We start from the raw sequence: 16,169 nt of genomic DNA on the forward strand, positions 1-16,169 counted from the left end.
ATCCTTTAGTCCAAGGCGCGCCCTTCGACATAGACACCATAAAGCGTTGTCAGCACGCTGAGCGACAGCAAGGTACAGAACCACTGCACCACGATCGCGCCGGCGATCCCGATGAAGACCGACGTCCCCAAGGAGACCAGCAAGACCGGAATGAACAACACGGCAGAGGTTAGCATGATCAGAAGAACAAGCCCGATCACCCCCAGCGAAATCGGTTGCGTGGCACGCCAGGCCGCGGCCATCGTCAACCGCCGGCCGATGGCCGCCGCAGGCAACAGCACCGACAGCCGCATCGTCACCCAGATCAGGACCAGGGCCAGAACGATCAACACCGCCACGCTCACCGGTTCCGGCGTGCCCACATTGAGGATCAGCGCGAAAACAACCCCAGCCGGCAAGACCGTGATCGCGATCAACAACAGGGTCTTGGCGAAGTAGACCAGCATCTCGCGACTGCGAAACTCCGGCATCAAGCCTTGCGGATAGTGTTCCATCAGCACATAGCGGTGCCAGGCCACCGCCACCCAGAGAGAGGCGATCAGGTTGAAGATGTCGAGGGAGAATGCCCAGCCCGGGTTTTGATCCGCTTCGCTGTCCGTCATGGCGAAGACCAGCACCTGCACCACGAGCAGCACAATCATCGGAATGGAAATCCGCAGCGTAGCGCCCATGTCGCTGAAGATCATTTTCACCGCGTGGCGGAAAATCGAAATAACCATGGTCTCTCTCAATATCGCTATGGTTGTATCGGATAGAGCGCCCCACACCAGAGGTCAATGCAGCCGATCAATGCGGTCAACCCCGCCCTGCCTTGCCCCTTTGATGAAAAACAGCTACGCCCCATTCGTCATTCTATTACAGGGAACCCTCCATGTCCGCGCCCAAGAAAGTCGTTCTGGCCTATTCCGGTGGCCTCGACACCTCGATCATCCTGAAATGGCTGCAAACCGAATACGGTTGCGAGGTGGTCACCTTCACCGCCGACCTCGGCCAGGGAGAAGAGCTGGAGCCCGCCCGCAAGAAGGCCGAGCTTCTGGGGATCAAACCCGAAAACATCTATATCGAGGATGTGCGTGAAGAGTTCGTCAAGGACTTCGTCTTCCCGATGTTCCGCGCCAACGCGGTCTATGAAGGGCTCTATCTGCTGGGCACTTCGATCGCGCGGCCGCTGATCTCCAAACGTCTGGTCGAGATCGCCGAAGAAACCGGCGCCGATGCCGTCGCCCACGGCGCGACCGGCAAGGGCAATGACCAGGTTCGCTTCGAACTGAGCGTCGCGGCGCTCGATCCTGCGATCAAGGTGATCGCACCTTGGCGCGAATGGAAGCTGAGCAGCCGGACCAAGCTTTTGGAATTCGCCGAGCAGAACCAAATCCCGATCGCCAAGAACAAACGTGGCGAGGCGCCGTTCTCGGTCGATGCCAACCTGCTGCACACCTCCTCTGAAGGTACGGTGCTGGAAGATCCGGCCGTTGAAGCGCCCGATTATGTCGCGCAGCGCATCGTACCTGTCGAGGAGGCGCCGAACGAACCCGAATTCATCGAAGTGACCTTCGAAAAAGGCGACGCGGTGGCGATCAATGGCGAGGCAATGTCGCCCGCGACGATCCTGACCAAGCTGAACGAACTTGGCGGCAAGCATGGCATCGGCCTTCTGGACTTCGTGGAAAACCGCTTCGTCGGTATGAAATCCCGCGGCGTCTATGAAACCCCGGGCGGCACCATCCTGCTGGAAGCCCACCGCGGCATCGAACAGATCACCATGGACAGCGGCGCCGGCCACCTGAAGGATTCGATCATGCCGCGCTATGCCGAGCTGATCTATAACGGCTTCTGGTTCAGCCCCGAACGCGAGGCGCTGCAGGCGCTGATCGACAAGACGCAAGAATATGTCACCGGCACCGTCAAGCTGAAGCTTTACAAGGGCTCGGCGCGCACCGTCGCCCGCTGGTCGGATTATTCGCTCTATTCCGAAAAGCACGTGACCTTCGAGGAAGACGCCGGCGCCTATGATCAGAAGGACGCGGCAGGCTTCATCAACCTGAACGCGCTGCGCCTGAAACTGATCGCGGTCCGCAACAAGCGGGTGAAGGGCTGATCAGCCTCTCTCGACGTCATTCGTTGAGTTTTCCGGGAATGCCCGCCTTTGCTGAGGCGGGCATTTTCTTTTGAGGACGTCGGGCTGAGCGGCGCTCGGTGAACCTAGCCCGTCAAGACCAGAGGTTCGCGCCCGGCCCCGGGGATAAATCTGGCTGGCGCCCCACGACCGGAGACCGGAGGCCGGAGTTGCTGACCCAGATCGCCGATGCCATCAGCGACTCCCTCGCCGGCAAGACATTCGACGGATCACTGAAATTCATCTGCGGTGCGCCGGCGCTAGCCGACAATTGCGCCAACACTGAGGATCGCGACACTGATTGCACCATCCAGCTCAGCGCCGAGAACCTGAAGAAACTGCTCAAGGGCAAGCTGACCCCGATGACCGGGGGATTGGACAAAGCAGAAATCCGGCGATGACAATGAAGCTGGAATCTGCGCTGGCTAGGATCTGACAAGGGCTATCTGGGCAAAATCCGCTTATCCGCCAGTTCCTCGTAATAGGGCAGCGCCGCCTCGGCCAGGGCGGCGGCCGGGCCGTTCAGCCCGGGCAATGGCCCCTCGGCACCGGCAAAACCTGTCGACCGGTGCACCGCCCCATACCAATGCGCTGCCCAGACGCCATCTTCGGCGCGTGGCCCAGCCGGCCAATGCAGCATGGCGGGATCGAAACCCAGGCCGATCTCGGCACAAAGCGCGCGCAGCATGCCTTCGGGATCTTCCCGGATATCGGCGCTGTCGATCACCGGGCCGGGGAACCGTTGGAACAGCTCCACCTGCTGACGAAAGCCGATATCGTCCAGCGTCGGGTTCTCGCGCTTGGCCGCATAGCTCGCCACCACCCGGGCCGGATGCCGCAGAAGATGCACGTTCACACACCCCGCCGCCCAATCGAGCGGGAAACCTTCGATCATGTGAAGCGGCATGTGCTTCATGTAGAAATGCGGCTTTCCCCCAGGAATAGAGCCGATGCAGCGCGCCGCCACCTTGTCTGGATCGGTCTCATGCGCCGCCAGGATCTCGGCCAGCATCGGGTGGTCGATCCCCGTCGTCGCCAGATAGGGGGCATAGAAGGGTTCATCCCAGATGGCGAAATCGGCGCGGTTGCCAAAGGCATACGTCATCGCGGTGGACAGGTTCCGCGGCCCGGACCACATGGCAATCCGCATCAGGCACACTCCTTCTCGATCAATGCCTTGTAGAGCGCGCGAATGCGTTTGGTCATTGGCCCCATCTCTCCGCTGCCGATCTGGCGGCCGTCGATTGCCCCCACCGGTGTCTGGGCGCCGAAGGTGCCGGTCAGAAACGCCTCATCGGCGCCATAGGTATCAACCAGAGAGTAATTGCGTTCAAAGACCGGGATTCCATCGGCCTTGCAGACGTCGATCACCTTCTGGCGGGTGATGCCGTTCATGCAATAATCGCCGGTCGAAGTCCAAACTTCCCCCTTCCGCACGATGAAGAAGTTGCAGGCGTTGGTGGTGTTCACGAAACCATGCACGTCGAGCATCAAGGCCTCGTCCGCGCCAGCCTTTTCGGCGGCGATACAGGCGAGGATGCAGTTCAGCTTGGAATGCGAATTCAGCTTGGGATCCTGGCTCATCGGCAGGCCACGGATATGCGGCACGGTCGCCAGGCGGATCGGCCGCGGGATCGAGGGTTTGGAATGTTCCATGATGATCGTCACCGTCGGCCCCTGTTGCGACAGCGCCGGATGCTGGAAGGGGCGCGTCTTGATCCCCCGCGTGACCATGAAACGCGCATGGGCGTCAGAGGTCATGCCATTGGCCTTTTGTGTCTCGAACAAGGCATTCTTGACCCCATTGCGATCCAGACCGATATCGAGGTCGATAGCCTTGGCGGCTTCGAACAGCCGGTCGAGGTGATCCTCGAGAAAGGCCCAGCAGCCGTCATAGAGCCTGAGCCCCTCCCACACCCCGTCCCCCATCATGAAGCCGCTGTCATAGACGCTGACCAGCGCCTCGGCCTTGGGAACGATGCGGCCGTTCAGATAGATCAGGATCATGTCGTTGCGCGCATCTTCCTGCGCCTGATGGGTGGTGATCTTGTCGGTCATCGCGAACTCTCCTTCCTCCAGGACGCTAGACCGCGACCAGCGTGCGCGAAACCGGTTTTTCATGATGTCGCGCAGAGGCGCAGGATCTGCGGACAGATCAACGCGCCCCGAGGGGCGCGTGCCTCCGGCGGGGATATTTGGAGCCAGAAAAAGGGCACGGAAAAAACCCGGCGGCGGGGTAAACTTGGCTCACCTCCTCGTGACGATTGATTGCATCCCCTTGCGGGAACACGCCACAGGCGTCAGCCTAGCGCAGGACTTCCGCGAAAGAAGGAGGGAGACGACATGAAACGAATCGAACTGCTGAAAACTCTGGCACTGGTGTTCTTCATCGTGATCGGAGCCGTGGCCAGCCATGCCGCCAGCCATGACGCCGAGATCGCCCGTGCAGATCAGCCCTGTTCCCAAACCGTGATGTTCGTCACCGCCCGCCCCGACGCGCAAGCCTATACCCTGCCCCGCAGCCATCTGAGCTGACCCATCGTCGCGAAGCGCGGAAGGTTCAGCCCAATCGGCTTTCCTGCACGTCCCGAAGGTCCGGAATGACATCGGCGGTGCCGTGTCGGGTGACCATGATGGCCGCTGCCCGCATCGCCTGAGATATCGCCTGCGGCAACGCCATGCCGCGATCGAGCCCGGCCAGCACATATCCGGTAAAGGTATCCCCTGCCCCGGTGGTGTCGACCGGGGTGACCGGGATCGCCGGATAATCGCGGATTTCGCCCGTTCCAGTGTCGATATGTCGGGCGCCGCGGGCGCCCAGGGTCACGATCACATCCCGCACCCGCAGCGCCTCGGGTGCCTGACCAGTGGCTTGCTGCAATTGCTGCGCCTCGATTTCGTTCAGGATCAGGAGATCGAGGAAAGCCAGCACCGCCAGCACCGCCGTTGCCTCAAAAGGAGCGGCGGCATAGGCGACGCGCAACCCCAGATCGCGGCCGATCCGGGCCGCCATCGCCTGAGCATTGGTTTCGTTCTGGATCAGGAGCGTATCGCCGGCCGCAGCCTCGGCCAGAGCGGCCTGGATCGCCGTTTCGGGAATGGCACGATTGGCGCCGGGCAGGATGACGATCTGGTTTTCTCCGGTCGGATCGACGAAAACCAGTGCCTGGCCGGTCGGCTCAGGCACCTGGACGATATGGCGGGTATCCACGCCATATTCCATCAGCCGCCGGATCGACCAGCTGCCATCGGCCCCTACTGCACCGATATGTGCGACATGGGAACCGGCGCGGGCAGCGGCGACCGACATATTCGCGCCCTTGCCGCCTAGGAACCTGTCAAAGCCCGTCGCCGCCAAAGTCTCCCCCGCCGCGGGAAAATGCGGCAGGGAATAGACCATATCGGCGTTGATCGAGCCCAGGTTCCAGATCGCCATTGGATCAGCCGATGCCGCAGGCCGCAAGCACCGCCATGTTCAGGATGTCATTGGCAGTGGACACCGTCGAACAGATCTGGATCGGCTTGTCGACACCGGTCAGGATCGGGCCGATCACCGTGGCGCCGGCCATTTCCTGCATCAGCTTGACCGAGATGCTCGCCGAATGCCGCGCCGGCACGATCAGGATGTTCGCAGGTCCGGTCAGACGCTGGAACGGATAGGCCTTTTGCACATTGGCGTTCAGGGCCACATCCACTGTCATCTCGCCCTCGTATTCGAAATCGACCCGGCGCTGGTCGAGCACGTCGGAGGCGAGATGCATCTTTTCGGCCCGTTCCGACACCGGATAGCCGAAGGTCGAGAACGACACGAAGGCAACCCGGGGATCGACCCCCATATGGCGGGCCACACCGGCGGCCCGGGTGGCGATATCGGCCAGATCCTCTTCGTCCGGCCATTCATGCACCAGGGTGTCCCCGATCAGGACAATACGGTTCTTGTGCAACACGGCGGTGATCCCGGCGGCACCATGGGCGGCATCGGCGTCGAACACATGATTGATGCGTTCCAGGACATGGGCCGATTTCCGCGTCGCCCCCGACACCAGCGCATCGCCGTGTCCATGGGCCAGCATCAGCGCAGCGAAAACATGGCGGTCGCGCGCTGCCAGCCGGTGCACGTCCTTCTGGTCGAACCCCTTGCGCTGCAGCCGCTCGTAGAGAAAATCCTTATAGGCCTGCAGATGCGTGGTGTTCGCGGCGTTCACCACCTCGAGCTCGCGCACCGCATCGCCCAAGCCAGCGGCCTCGAGCTTGGCCTTCACATCGTCTGCGCGGCCAACTACCAGCGCCTTGCCGAAGCCCGAACGTTGATAGGTGACAGCGGCACGCAACACCCGGGGATCGTCGCCCTCGGCAAAGATCATGCGCGATTGCGCCGCGCGGGCGCGGGTGTTCAGGCTGCGCAGGATGCTAGCCGTCGGATCCATCCGGGACTTCAGGCTCAGCTCATAGGCATCCATGTCGATGATCGGCCGCCGCGCAGCGCCGGTGTCCATCCCGGCCCGCGCCACGGCAACCGGAATCCGATGGATCAGACGCGGATCGAAAGGCGTCGGGATGATGTAATCGCGGCCGAAACTCAGCGCCTTGCCATAGGCCAGCGCCACCTCGTCCGGCACATCCTCGCGCGCGAGTTCGGCCAGCGCATGGGCGCAGGCGATCTTCATCTCGTCATTGATGGCGCGCGCATGGATGTCGAGCGCACCGCGGAACAGATAGGGAAAGCCCAGAACGTTGTTCACCTGGTTCGGATAATCGCTGCGCCCGGTGGCGACAATCGCGTCCATCCGCACCTCATGCGCCTCTTCCGGGGTGATCTCCGGATCCGGGTTGGCCATGGCGAAGATCACCGGATTGTCAGCCATCGAGGCGACCATCTCCTGGGTCACCGCCCCCTTGGCCGACACCCCAAGGAAGACATCGGCACCCACCATCGCCTCTTCCAGCGTCCGCAGTTCGGTCTTTGCCGCATGGGCAGACTTCCACTGGTTCATGCCTTCGGTACGGCCCTGATAGATCACGCCCTTGGTGTCGCACATGATGCAATTGTCATGCTGCGCCCCCATTCGCTTGAGCAGCTCAAGACAGGCGATCCCGGCGGCACCGGCGCCATTGAGGACGATCTTAACATCCTCAATCTTCTTGCCGGAGATATGCAGCGCATTGATCAGACCCGCGGCACAGATCACCGCTGTCCCATGCTGATCGTCATGGAAGACCGGGATATCCATCTCTTCCTTCAGACGCTGTTCGATGATGAAGCATTCCGGCGCCTTGATATCCTCGAGGTTGATACCGCCGAAGGTCGGGCCCATCAGCTTGACCGCGCGGATGATCTCTTCCGGGTCCTCTGTGTCGAGCTCGAGGTCAATGGCGTTGACGTCGGCGAAGCGCTTGAACAGCACTGCCTTGCCCTCCATCACCGGTTTCGAGGCCAGCGCGCCCAGATTGCCCAGGCCAAGAACTGCGGTACCGTTCGAGATCACCGCCACCAGGTTGCCCTTGTTGGTGTAATCATAAGCGGTTTCAGGGCTTTCCGCGATCGCCTCGCAGGGCACCGCCACTCCGGGAGAATAGGCCAGGCTCAAATCCCGCTGCGTCGTCATCGGCACGGTCGCTCGGATCTCGAACTTGCCCGGGGTGGGCTCGAGATGGAAGGCAAGCGCCTCTTCTGCGGTGACTTTCGACTTGGCCATTCTGACACTCTCCTCGGTAGGTCGGGCTCTCTTATCCCAGCGCAAAGGGCATCTCAACGGCAATGCGTTTTCGCCTTTCGCCGCCCCGGACGCATTTGTAAGGTCGCCCCCACTCGCAAACCAAGGGGGAAGTCACCTTGTCCACCGTCACGCCCATGATGGCACAATATCTCGAAATCAAGGAACAGCATGCCGATGCGTTGCTGTTCTATCGCATGGGCGATTTCTACGAGATGTTCTTCGACGATGCCGTCGCGGCATCCGAGGCGCTGGATATCGCCCTGACCAAACGCGGCAAGCATGCGGGCGACAATATCCCGATGTGCGGTGTGCCTGTCCATGCCGCCGAGGGCTACCTGCTGACCCTGATCCGCAAAGGGTTTCGCGTGGCTGTCTGCGAACAGATGGAAAGCCCGGCCGAGGCCAAGAAACGTGGCTCTAAGTCAGTGGTGCGGCGCGATGTGGTGCGGCTGGTCACTCCCGGCACGCTGACCGAGGATTCACTTCTCGAGGCGCGGCGGAACAATTTTCTTGCCGCCTATGCGGAAATTCGCGATCAGGCGGCGCTGGCTTGGGCCGATATCTCGACCGGCGATTTTCATGTGATGCCGATCACCCCGGTGCGGCTGTCGCCCGAGCTGGCCCGCCTCGCCCCCTCGGAACTGATCCTGCCCGAAACCCTGGAACAGGAGAAACATGGCCTGGTTTCCGATCTGGGGATCTCGATGACGCCACTGGCCCGCGCCAGTTTCGACAGCACCGCCGCCGAAAAGCGTATCTGCAGCCTCTACAATGTCGGCACGACCGAAGCTTTCGGCACCTTCACCCGGGTCGAACTTTCGGCCATGGGCGCATTGATCGACTATCTGGAGATCACCCAGAAGGGCAAACTGCCGCTACTGCAAACGCCTGAACGCGAGGCACAGGACCGGATCGTCCAGATCGACGCCGCAACCAGGCGCAACCTTGAGTTGACAAGAAGCCTGTCCGGTGGCCGCGCAGGCTCTCTCCTGTCGGTCATGGATCGCACCGTCACCCCGGGCGGCGGCCGGCTGCTGGAACAGCGCCTGTCCAGCCCCAGCCGCGATCTGGCCACCATCCATGCCCGGCAGGAAAGCGTCACACGCTTTGTCGATGACAATATGTTCGCAACCGATCTGCGCGACCGGCTCAGAAAAACCCCGGACATCGACCGTGCCCTGTCGCGCCTGTCGCTTGAACGCGGCGGACCGCGCGATCTGGCCGCAATCCGCAACGCCCTGGGTCAGGCCGCCGAGATCGCCGAGGCCTGCGGCACCTGCGACCTGCCCGATCATCTGCGCGACGCCGCCGACACGCTGTCCGGCTTTGACGATCTTTCCGCTCTGCTAGAGACTGCTTTGATCGCCGAACCGCCACTTCTCGCCCGCGACGGCGGGTTTATCGCCGAAGGCTACGATCCCGAGCTGGACGAGGCCCGCACCCTGCGCGATCAAGGCCGGTCCGTCATTGCCGGCCTGCAAAAGAAATATGCCGAACACAGCGGCGTTCAGACCCTGAAGATCAAGCATAACAACGTCCTGGGCTATTTCATCGAAACCACCACCACTCACGCGACCAAGATGCTGGCCGCACCGCTGTCGGAAACCTATATCCACCGCCAGACCACTGCGAACCAGATCCGTTTCACCACCGTCGAACTGTCGGAACTGGAAACCCGCATTCTGAATGCCGGAAACCAGGCCCTGGAGATCGAAAAAAGGCTCTATCAAAGACTTTCCGACGCTGTTCTGGCCCAAGCCCCGCAGCTCAATGCCGCCGCCCGCGGCCTGGCCGAACTTGATCTCGCCACCAGTCTCGCCGATCTGGCCCGCGCCGAAAGCTGGACCCCACCGCGGATCGACAATTCCCGTGCATTCGATATCAAGGGCGGTCGCCACCCGGTGGTGGAACAGGCTCTGCGTCAACAGAGTCAGGGCAGTTTTGTCGCCAACGATTGCGATCTCAGTGCCGACGTCGATGCCGCAATCTGGTTGCTCACCGGCCCCAACATGGCCGGTAAATCAACCTTCCTGCGGCAAAACGCATTGATCGCATTGCTGGCGCAGATCGGCAGCTATGTGCCGGCGAACGCCGCCCATATCGGTCTGGTCAGCCAGATCTTCAGCCGCGTCGGCGCCTCCGACGATCTGGCCCGGGGCCGCTCGACCTTCATGGTCGAAATGGTCGAAACCGCAGCCATCCTCAACCAGGCCGACGACCGCGCCCTGGTGATCCTGGATGAAATCGGCCGCGGCACCGCCACCTATGACGGGCTGTCCATCGCCTGGGCGACTCTCGAGCATCTGCACGACGTCAATAGCTGCCGCGCTCTCTTTGCCACCCATTACCACGAGCTGACCCAGCTCGCCGGCAAGCTCAGCGGCGTCGAAAATGCAACCGTCGCCGTCCGCGAATGGGAAGGCGAGGTGATCTTCCTGCACGAGGTTACCAAAGGCGCCGCTGACCGGTCCTATGGGGTTCAGGTGGCGCAACTCGCGGGGCTTCCCCCTTCGGTCGTCGCCCGCGCGCGCACCGTGCTCGATGCGCTGGAAAAGGGAGATCGCGAAGGGGCCGCAAAGCCCAAGGCGCTGATCGACGATCTGCCGCTCTTCGCCGCCGCCCCACCACCGCCGACGCCCGCGCCGGTTGCTCAGGTCTCTGCCGTCGAAGAGATGCTGCAAACCATCCGGCCGGACGACCTCTCCCCGCGCGAAGCGCTCGATTTGCTCTATCGGCTCAAGCAAACCGCCGAAGGTTGACAAAAAAGGCGCCCTGATGGGCGCCTATCCTATCTTTTTCTGGCTTTATATATCCCCGCCGGAGGCACGCGCCCCATCAGGGCGCGTTCGACCTCAGGCCCCGGGGTTCGACGACACGCCAACCTGCGCCGGGCGCAACAGCCGATCGTGCAGCAAAAACCCTTCAGCCGCCACCTGGATGATATCCCCGGCCTTGGTACCAGGAACCGGCGCTTCGAACATCGCCTGATGCAGCTGCGGATCAAACTTGTCCCCGACCTGAGGCGCGACGAGCTGAATTCCATGCTTGCTGAAGACATTCAGCAGTTCGCGCATGGTCAGTTCGATCCCCTCGATCAGCGCCGCAGCACCTTCACGCTGCTCATCGCTCGCCGCTTCCAGGGCGCGCTTCATGTTGTCATAGACCGGCAGCATATCCCGGGCCAGCTTCGACCCGCCGTATTGCTCCCCCTCGCGGCGCTGCTTGTCTGCCCGTTTGCGGGCGTTTTCGGCATCTGCCAAGGCGCGCATGAATTTGTCGCGGAACGAATCCCGCTCCGCCCGCAGGGCATCGATCTCGGCAAGATCGGCGTCGATCTCGGCCATTTCCTCGGAAAGCTCCTCCGCCTCGGCGGCTTCGATGTCGTCCAGAAAATCGTCGTTCTTGGGCTCTGCCATATTTCACCTCTAACTCCGGTCGGAAATCATCTTGCCGACCAGCTGTGCCGTATAGTCCACAATCGGAACGATACGCCCGTAGTTCAGACGCGTCGGGCCGATCACCCCCACCGCGCCAATAATTTTTCGATCAGCGTTCATATAAGGAGAGACCACCAAAGAGGAACCCGAAAGTGAGAAAAGTTTATTCTCCGACCCGATAAAAATCCGGACCCCTTCGCCCTCTTCCGTCAGATCGAGAAACTGTTCGATATCGCGCTTGCGCTCCAGATCGTCGAACAGCGTCCGGATCCGTTCCAACTCCTCACCGAATCCGTCCTCGGCCAGAAGGTTCGACCGCCCGCGCACGATCAGCCGCGCGGAATCGCCTGCCCCCTCGTCCCACACGGCAAAGCCGCTTTCCACCATCTCCCGGGCCAGGCTGTCGATCTCCTGACGCCGCGCGGCGATCTCGGTGCGGATCACCTCCCGCGCCTCGCTCAGAGTACGGCCTTCGATCAGCGTATTGAGAAAATTCGCAGCCTCACGCATCGAACTGGGCGTCTGGCCCGGCGGCGGCGTGAACAGCCGGTTTTCCACATGGCCGTCGGCCAGAACCAGCACCACAAGCGCCCGGTCCGCAGCTAGGGAAACGAATTCGATATGGCGGATCTCGGCCTCGTGCTTGGGTGCCAGCACCAGAGAGGCGCCATGCGTCACCCCCGACAGCGCGGCGCCGACCCGATCCAGCAGGCCGCCGACATCGGCGGAATTGCTACGGCTCATGGTGGCGTCGATCTTTTCGCGATCCATCGGGTTCAGATCGCGCACCTCCAGAAATCCGTCGACGAACATCCGCAGCCCCATCTGCGTCGGCACCCGGCCGGCGCTGATATGCGGGCTCCCCAGAAGACCCAGAAATTCCAGATCCTGCATCACATTGCGGATCGTCGCGGCGCTGACTTTCTCGCTCAGCGATCGGGTCAAGGTCCGGCTTCCCACCGGCTCACCGCTGGCCAGATAGCTTTCGACCACCCGGCGGAAAACCTCCCGGGACCGGTCGTTCAGCTCTTCCAGCAATTTTGTCGCGTCATTCATCTGCATCACCCCTGACGGTGGCATCCTTATGACCCACAGATCACGAAGGTCAATCACGGGTCAATCGGGCTTGCATACAGACCCTGCCCGACGGTATCCCGACCCCGGCTAACAAAGGAATTCCCATGCGACCCTCTGGACGAGATTTAAGCGAACTGCGCCCGGTTTCAATCGAGACGGGCGTGACAAAACACGCCGAAGGGTCCTGTCTGATCCGTATGGGCGACACCCATGTGCTGTGCACCGCGACAATCGAAGATCGGGTTCCCCCCTTCATCAAGGGCTCGGGCCTGGGCTGGGTGACCGCCGAATACGGCATGCTGCCGCGCTCGACCAACACCCGCATGCGTCGCGAGGCGGCAACCGGCAAACAGGGCGGCCGCACGGTGGAAATCCAGCGGTTGATCGGGCGTGCCCTGCGCGCCGGGGTCGACCGGGTCGCGCTGGGAGAACGCCAGATCACCGTTGATTGCGACGTGATCCAGGCCGATGGCGGCACTCGCTGCGCCTCGATCACCGGCGGCTGGGTGGCGCTGCGCCTGGCTGTGAACAAACTGATGAAGGCCGGCGCCGTGCTTTCCGATCCTCTGATCGACCCGGTCGCCGCCGTCAGCTGTGGCATCTATGCCGGCCAACCGGTACTGGATCTGGACTACCCCGAGGATTCCGAGGCCGGCGTTGATGGCAACTTCATCATCACCGGCTCAGGCCGTCTGGTCGAAGTGCAGATGTCCGCTGAAGGCTCCACCTTCACCCGGGCACAGATGACCGAATTGCTCGATTTGGCGGAAAAAGGCACGCAGCAACTCGTCGCCGCACAGAAGGCTGCCACCGAATGACCCGCAAGTTCACCGGCGACCGGCTGCTGATCGCCACTCATAACGCCGGCAAGCTGGAGGAAATGCGTGAGCTGCTCTCTCCCTTCGGGGTGAGTGTGGTGGGCGCGGCAGAGATGAACCTGCCCGTACCGGAAGAGACCGAGAATACCTTTGTCGGCAATGCCCGGATCAAGGCTCATGCGGCGGCCAAGGCCACCGGCCTGCCGGCGCTGTCGGATGATTCCGGCATCACCATTGACGCGCTCGACGGTGCGCCCGGGGTCTATACCGCCGATTGGGCCGAAACCCCGAACGGGCGCGATTTCGTCATGGCGATGACCCGCGCGCATGATGAGCTGGAAGCGAGGAATGCGCCCCATCCCCGCACCGCGCAGTTCCGCTGCACTCTGGTTCTGGCCTGGCCTGATGGCCATGACGAGGTATTCGAAGGGGTCGTGCCTGGCCAGGTGACCTGGCCGATGCGCGGAGCCCAGGGCCATGGCTATGACCCGATCTTCGTGCCTGATGGTTATGACATCACCTTTGCCGAGATGCCGGCGGAGGAAAAGAACAAGATCAGCCATCGTGCCAAGGCCGTGGAGGCCTTCGTTGCCGGCTGTTTCAACTGACGACTGGCGCAATGGGGGCTTTGGCCTCTATGTGCATTGGCCCTTCTGTCAGGCCAAATGCCCCTATTGCGATTTCAACAGCCATGTTTCACGTGAAATCGACCAGACGGCCTGGATCAGAGCCTATCTGAGCGAGCTGGAGAGATCGGCGCAGGAAACCCCGGGCCGCGTCCTGAACGCGATCTTCTTCGGCGGAGGCACGCCCAGCCTGATGGAGCCCGAAACCGTCGCCGCGGTGATCGAGGCAGCGCGGCGCCACTGGCCCTTTGCCAATGACATCGAAATCACGCTCGAGGCCAACCCCGGTTCGGTTGAGGCCGGGCGCTTTGCCGGCTATCGCGATGCCGGGGTCAACCGCATTTCCATGGGCGTGCAGGCGCTGAACGACACTGATCTGCGCCGTTTGGGGCGCATTCACACGGTGGCAGAGGCGCGTGCCGCCTTCGATATCGCCCGCAATTGCTTTGACCGGGTCAGTTTCGATTTGATCTATGCCCGACAGGATCAGACCCTCGCCGATTGGCGCGCCGAACTGCACGAAGCGCTATCAATGGCGGTGGATCATCTGTCACTCTATCAGCTCACCATCGAACAGGGCACTGCCTTCGGCGATCGCTACAATGCCGGCAAGCTGCGGGGCCTGCCTGATGACGACCGCGCCGCCGATATGTATTTCGCCACGCAGGAGATCTGCGATGCCGCAGGCCTGCCCGCCTATGAGGTATCTAACCACGCCCGCCCAGGCGCTGAATCCCGGCACAACCTGATCTATTGGCACTATGGTGATTACGTTGGTGTCGGCCCCGGGGCGCATGGACGGATCACGCTGCAAGGCCAGAAGCTGGCGACCGAAAGCCTGCGCAATCCCTCTGCCTGGTTGCAGGCGGCAGCCGCTGGTTCTGGAGAAACGGTTCGTGATCGCCTCACACCACAAGATCAGGCAAATGAATACCTTATGATGGGTCTTCGACTTACAGAAGGTCTAGATATGGGTCGATTCGCCGCGCTTTCCGGCCACCCCTTGCCTTCCGAAAGAATGGACTATCTGACAGATCTGGGCATGATCAGCCTTCAGGATCAGCGGCTGGTGGTCACCCCAGACGGCCGCCCGGTTCTGAACGCGATCATTCGGGAGCTGTTGGCGGAGTAAATCATGCGTTTTATTTGGGCTGGATTGGGCATCCTAAGCGTTGGTCTGGCCATCCTCGGGGCTGTCTTGCCTCTCCTCCCGACCGTTCCTTTCTTGTTACTTGCGGCCTTCCTATTTTCGCAATCCTCACCACGATTGCACAATTGGATTCTGTCACATCGCCAGTTCGGCCCACTCATCGAGGATTGGAACCGATCCGGCGTGATCCGTCCCCGGGCCAAACGCCTCGCCACCCTGTCGATCGTGGCGGTCTTCGGGATTTCTCTGGCCCTCAATGTCAAAACCACGGTCCTGATCATCCAGGCCGTGGTTCTGTCTTGCGTTCTGATCTTCCTCTGGACCCGTCCTAGCCGTTAAGCCGGCCGCAGATCTCGTCCAATTGATCCAGAGTGTCGTATTTTATGCTAATCTGCCCGGCTTCACCGCCGGGCTTATGGTCAATACTGACCTTCATGCCCAGCATAGCCGACAGATCTGCCTCTAGCGCCCTGGTATCAGCATCTTTTTCGGGTTTTGCCGGCTTGGGCTTTTCCATCGCCGGCTGATCGCCACGCTGCTGCTTTTTCACCAAGGCCTCGGTCGCCCGCACCGAAAGCCCGCCGCGCACCACCTGCTTGGCCAGTTCAGACGCATTTTCACAGGTGATCAGCGCCCGTGCATGACCGGCAGACAACTGCCCCTCTTTCACCAGCTCCTGCACATCCGCAGGCAGAGACAAAAGGCGCATCAGGTTGGCGATATGGCTGCGGCTCTTGCCCAGGGCATCCGACAGCTTTTCCTGCGTATGACCGAACTTATCCATAAGCTGACGGTAGCCCGCCGCTTCTTCCACCGCATTCAGATCAGACCGCTGGATGTTCTCGATGATAGCGATTTCAAGAACTTCGGTATCGTCGAATTCCCTAACCAGCACCGGTACTTCATGAAGCTGCGCCTTCTGTGCCGCACGCCAGCGGCGTTCCCCGGCGACGATCTCGTAATCGCCCCCTTTCGGACGCACGATAAGAGGCTGAATAATCCCCTTTTCCTTAACCGACGCGGTCAAATCCTCAAGATCCGAGGGATCAAAGGTGCGCCGCGGCTGATCTGGGTTAGGTTTAAGCCGTTCGATCGGCACCAGCATGTCAGGCCGTCTCGTTCCCAGATCGCCCGTTGCCACCGGATCTGCCGTTACATCCGCCATCAGGGCTGACAGCCCACGGCCCAGTCCACGGGGTTTGTTTCTTTTATTGTCCTGCATCAAGGC

At 61.6% G+C, this 16,169-nt stretch carries 16 protein-coding genes; 8 read left to right on the forward strand and 8 right to left on the reverse strand.

Going from position 1 to position 16,169, the window contains the following annotated elements:
* Window positions 1-5: 5 nt before the first annotated feature.
* On the reverse strand, window positions 6-719 hold the full coding sequence (locus G455_RS0105295) for a hypothetical protein (RefSeq protein WP_028092737.1): 714 nt from the start codon (window positions 717-719) through the stop codon (window positions 6-8).
* Window positions 720-871: 152 nt separating this feature from the next.
* On the opposite strand from G455_RS0105295, the gene G455_RS0105300 reads away from it, so the two are divergent.
* Both G455_RS0105300 and G455_RS23385 read left to right on the forward strand, forming a co-directional pair.
* Entirely contained in the window at window positions 872-2,098 is a 1,227-nt protein-coding gene (locus tag G455_RS0105300) for an argininosuccinate synthase (RefSeq protein ID WP_028092738.1), read from the forward strand.
* Between the two features lie 188 nt (window positions 2,099-2,286).
* Window positions 2,287-2,517, forward strand: a complete 231-nt coding sequence (locus tag G455_RS23385) for a hypothetical protein (RefSeq protein ID WP_051312207.1) — start codon at window positions 2,287-2,289, stop codon at window positions 2,515-2,517.
* Between the two features lie 41 nt (window positions 2,518-2,558).
* Here the strand turns inward: G455_RS23385 and G455_RS0105310 are convergent, their stop codons facing one another.
* Both G455_RS0105310 and G455_RS0105315 read right to left on the reverse strand, forming a co-directional pair.
* On the reverse strand, window positions 2,559-3,266 hold the full coding sequence (locus tag G455_RS0105310; protein WP_028092739.1) for a sulfotransferase-like domain-containing protein: 708 nt from the start codon (window positions 3,264-3,266) through the stop codon (window positions 2,559-2,561).
* Window positions 3,266-4,174: a D-amino acid aminotransferase gene (locus G455_RS0105315; protein WP_028092740.1), complete on the reverse strand. Its 909-nt coding sequence runs from the start codon at window positions 4,172-4,174 to the stop codon at window positions 3,266-3,268. Before G455_RS0105315 ends, G455_RS0105310 begins: the two co-directional genes overlap by 1 nt.
* A 285-nt stretch (window positions 4,175-4,459) precedes the next feature.
* Here G455_RS0105315 and G455_RS0105320 point away from each other — a divergent pair, with 285 nt between their 5' ends.
* Window positions 4,460-4,651, forward strand: a complete 192-nt coding sequence (locus G455_RS0105320; RefSeq protein WP_028092741.1) for a hypothetical protein — start codon at window positions 4,460-4,462, stop codon at window positions 4,649-4,651.
* Window positions 4,652-4,676: 25 nt separating this feature from the next.
* Here the strand turns inward: G455_RS0105320 and G455_RS0105325 are convergent, their stop codons facing one another.
* The gene (locus G455_RS0105325; protein WP_028092742.1) at window positions 4,677-5,552 is read right to left on the reverse strand and encodes a ribokinase; all 876 of its coding nucleotides are present in this window, start codon (window positions 5,550-5,552) and stop codon (window positions 4,677-4,679) included.
* A gap of 4 nt (window positions 5,553-5,556) precedes the next feature.
* A complete protein-coding gene (locus G455_RS0105330; RefSeq protein WP_028092743.1) occupies window positions 5,557-7,812 on the reverse strand; it encodes an NADP-dependent malic enzyme in 2,256 nt (751 codons plus the stop codon).
* Window positions 7,813-7,967: 155 nt separating this feature from the next.
* Between G455_RS0105330 and mutS the strand changes: the two genes are divergently transcribed.
* Window positions 7,968-10,592 (forward strand): DNA mismatch repair protein MutS, encoded by a 2,625-nt coding sequence (gene mutS, locus G455_RS0105335; protein ID WP_189658325.1) that lies wholly within the window; start codon window positions 7,968-7,970, stop codon window positions 10,590-10,592.
* A 93-nt stretch (window positions 10,593-10,685) separates the two neighbouring features.
* On the opposite strand, the gene G455_RS0105340 is transcribed toward mutS, so the two are convergent.
* Both G455_RS0105340 and hrcA read right to left on the reverse strand, forming a co-directional pair.
* Window positions 10,686-11,249, reverse strand: a complete 564-nt coding sequence (locus tag G455_RS0105340; protein ID WP_028092745.1) for a nucleotide exchange factor GrpE — start codon at window positions 11,247-11,249, stop codon at window positions 10,686-10,688.
* Window positions 11,250-11,258: 9 nt separating this feature from the next.
* Window positions 11,259-12,326 (reverse strand): heat-inducible transcriptional repressor HrcA, encoded by a 1,068-nt coding sequence (gene hrcA / locus G455_RS0105345; RefSeq protein WP_028092746.1) that lies wholly within the window; start codon window positions 12,324-12,326, stop codon window positions 11,259-11,261.
* A gap of 125 nt (window positions 12,327-12,451) precedes the next feature.
* Here hrcA and rph point away from each other — a divergent pair, with 125 nt between their 5' ends.
* From rph to G455_RS0105365, 4 genes are read left to right on the forward strand one after another with little or no spacing between them, the layout of a single operon-like run.
* Complete coding sequence (rph, locus tag G455_RS0105350) at window positions 12,452-13,165, forward strand: ribonuclease PH (RefSeq protein ID WP_028092747.1); 714 nt, start codon at window positions 12,452-12,454, stop codon at window positions 13,163-13,165.
* Window positions 13,162-13,773 carry an RdgB/HAM1 family non-canonical purine NTP pyrophosphatase gene (gene rdgB / locus G455_RS0105355; protein WP_028092748.1) on the forward strand — a complete coding sequence of 204 codons (612 nt, stop codon included), beginning with the start codon at window positions 13,162-13,164 and terminating at the stop codon, window positions 13,771-13,773. Before rph ends, rdgB begins: the two co-directional genes overlap by 4 nt.
* Window positions 13,754-14,923, forward strand: coding sequence for a radical SAM family heme chaperone HemW (gene hemW, locus G455_RS0105360; RefSeq protein ID WP_028092749.1), 1,170 nt, complete (start codon window positions 13,754-13,756; stop codon window positions 14,921-14,923). Before rdgB ends, hemW begins: the two co-directional genes overlap by 20 nt.
* 3 nt (window positions 14,924-14,926) lie before the next feature.
* Window positions 14,927-15,280, forward strand: a complete 354-nt coding sequence (locus tag G455_RS0105365) for a YbaN family protein (RefSeq protein WP_028092750.1) — start codon at window positions 14,927-14,929, stop codon at window positions 15,278-15,280.
* On the opposite strand, the gene G455_RS0105370 is transcribed toward G455_RS0105365, so the two are convergent.
* Window positions 15,270-16,163, reverse strand: coding sequence for a ParB/RepB/Spo0J family partition protein (locus G455_RS0105370; RefSeq protein WP_028092751.1), 894 nt, complete (start codon window positions 16,161-16,163; stop codon window positions 15,270-15,272). The genes G455_RS0105365 and G455_RS0105370 overlap by 11 nt on opposite strands.
* Between the last annotated feature and the right edge of the window lie 6 nt (window positions 16,164-16,169).

It is taken from the genome of Pseudodonghicola xiamenensis DSM 18339 (genome assembly GCF_000429365.1).
In the GTDB taxonomy this organism is placed as follows: Bacteria; Pseudomonadota; Alphaproteobacteria; order Rhodobacterales; family Rhodobacteraceae; genus Pseudodonghicola; species Pseudodonghicola xiamenensis.

What these genes read in the sequence shown, in the direction of transcription:
- G455_RS0105295 (WP_028092737.1), bottom strand. Translation starts at nt 719, where the DNA reads ATGGTTATTTCGATTTTCCGCCACGCGGTGAAAATGATCTTCAGCGAC.
- G455_RS0105300 (WP_028092738.1), top strand. Translation starts at nt 872, where the DNA reads ATGTCCGCGCCCAAGAAAGTCGTTCTGGCCTATTCCGGTGGCCTCGAC.
- G455_RS0105310 (WP_028092739.1), bottom strand. Translation starts at nt 3,266, where the DNA reads ATGCGGATTGCCATGTGGTCCGGGCCGCGGAACCTGTCCACCGCGATG.
- G455_RS0105315 (WP_028092740.1), bottom strand. Translation starts at nt 4,174, where the DNA reads ATGACCGACAAGATCACCACCCATCAGGCGCAGGAAGATGCGCGCAAC.
- G455_RS0105320 (WP_028092741.1), top strand. Translation starts at nt 4,460, where the DNA reads ATGAAACGAATCGAACTGCTGAAAACTCTGGCACTGGTGTTCTTCATC.
- G455_RS0105325 (WP_028092742.1), bottom strand. Translation starts at nt 5,552, where the DNA reads ATGGCGATCTGGAACCTGGGCTCGATCAACGCCGATATGGTCTATTCC.
- G455_RS0105330 (WP_028092743.1), bottom strand. Translation starts at nt 7,812, where the DNA reads ATGGCCAAGTCGAAAGTCACCGCAGAAGAGGCGCTTGCCTTCCATCTC.
- mutS (WP_189658325.1), top strand. Translation starts at nt 7,968, where the DNA reads ATGATGGCACAATATCTCGAAATCAAGGAACAGCATGCCGATGCGTTG.
- G455_RS0105340 (WP_028092745.1), bottom strand. Translation starts at nt 11,249, where the DNA reads ATGGCAGAGCCCAAGAACGACGATTTTCTGGACGACATCGAAGCCGCC.
- hrcA (WP_028092746.1), bottom strand. Translation starts at nt 12,326, where the DNA reads ATGAATGACGCGACAAAATTGCTGGAAGAGCTGAACGACCGGTCCCGG.
- rph (WP_028092747.1), top strand. Translation starts at nt 12,452, where the DNA reads ATGCGACCCTCTGGACGAGATTTAAGCGAACTGCGCCCGGTTTCAATC.
- rdgB (WP_028092748.1), top strand. Translation starts at nt 13,162, where the DNA reads ATGACCCGCAAGTTCACCGGCGACCGGCTGCTGATCGCCACTCATAAC.
- G455_RS0105365 (WP_028092750.1), top strand. Translation starts at nt 14,927, where the DNA reads ATGCGTTTTATTTGGGCTGGATTGGGCATCCTAAGCGTTGGTCTGGCC.
- G455_RS0105370 (WP_028092751.1), bottom strand. Translation starts at nt 16,163, where the DNA reads ATGCAGGACAATAAAAGAAACAAACCCCGTGGACTGGGCCGTGGGCTG.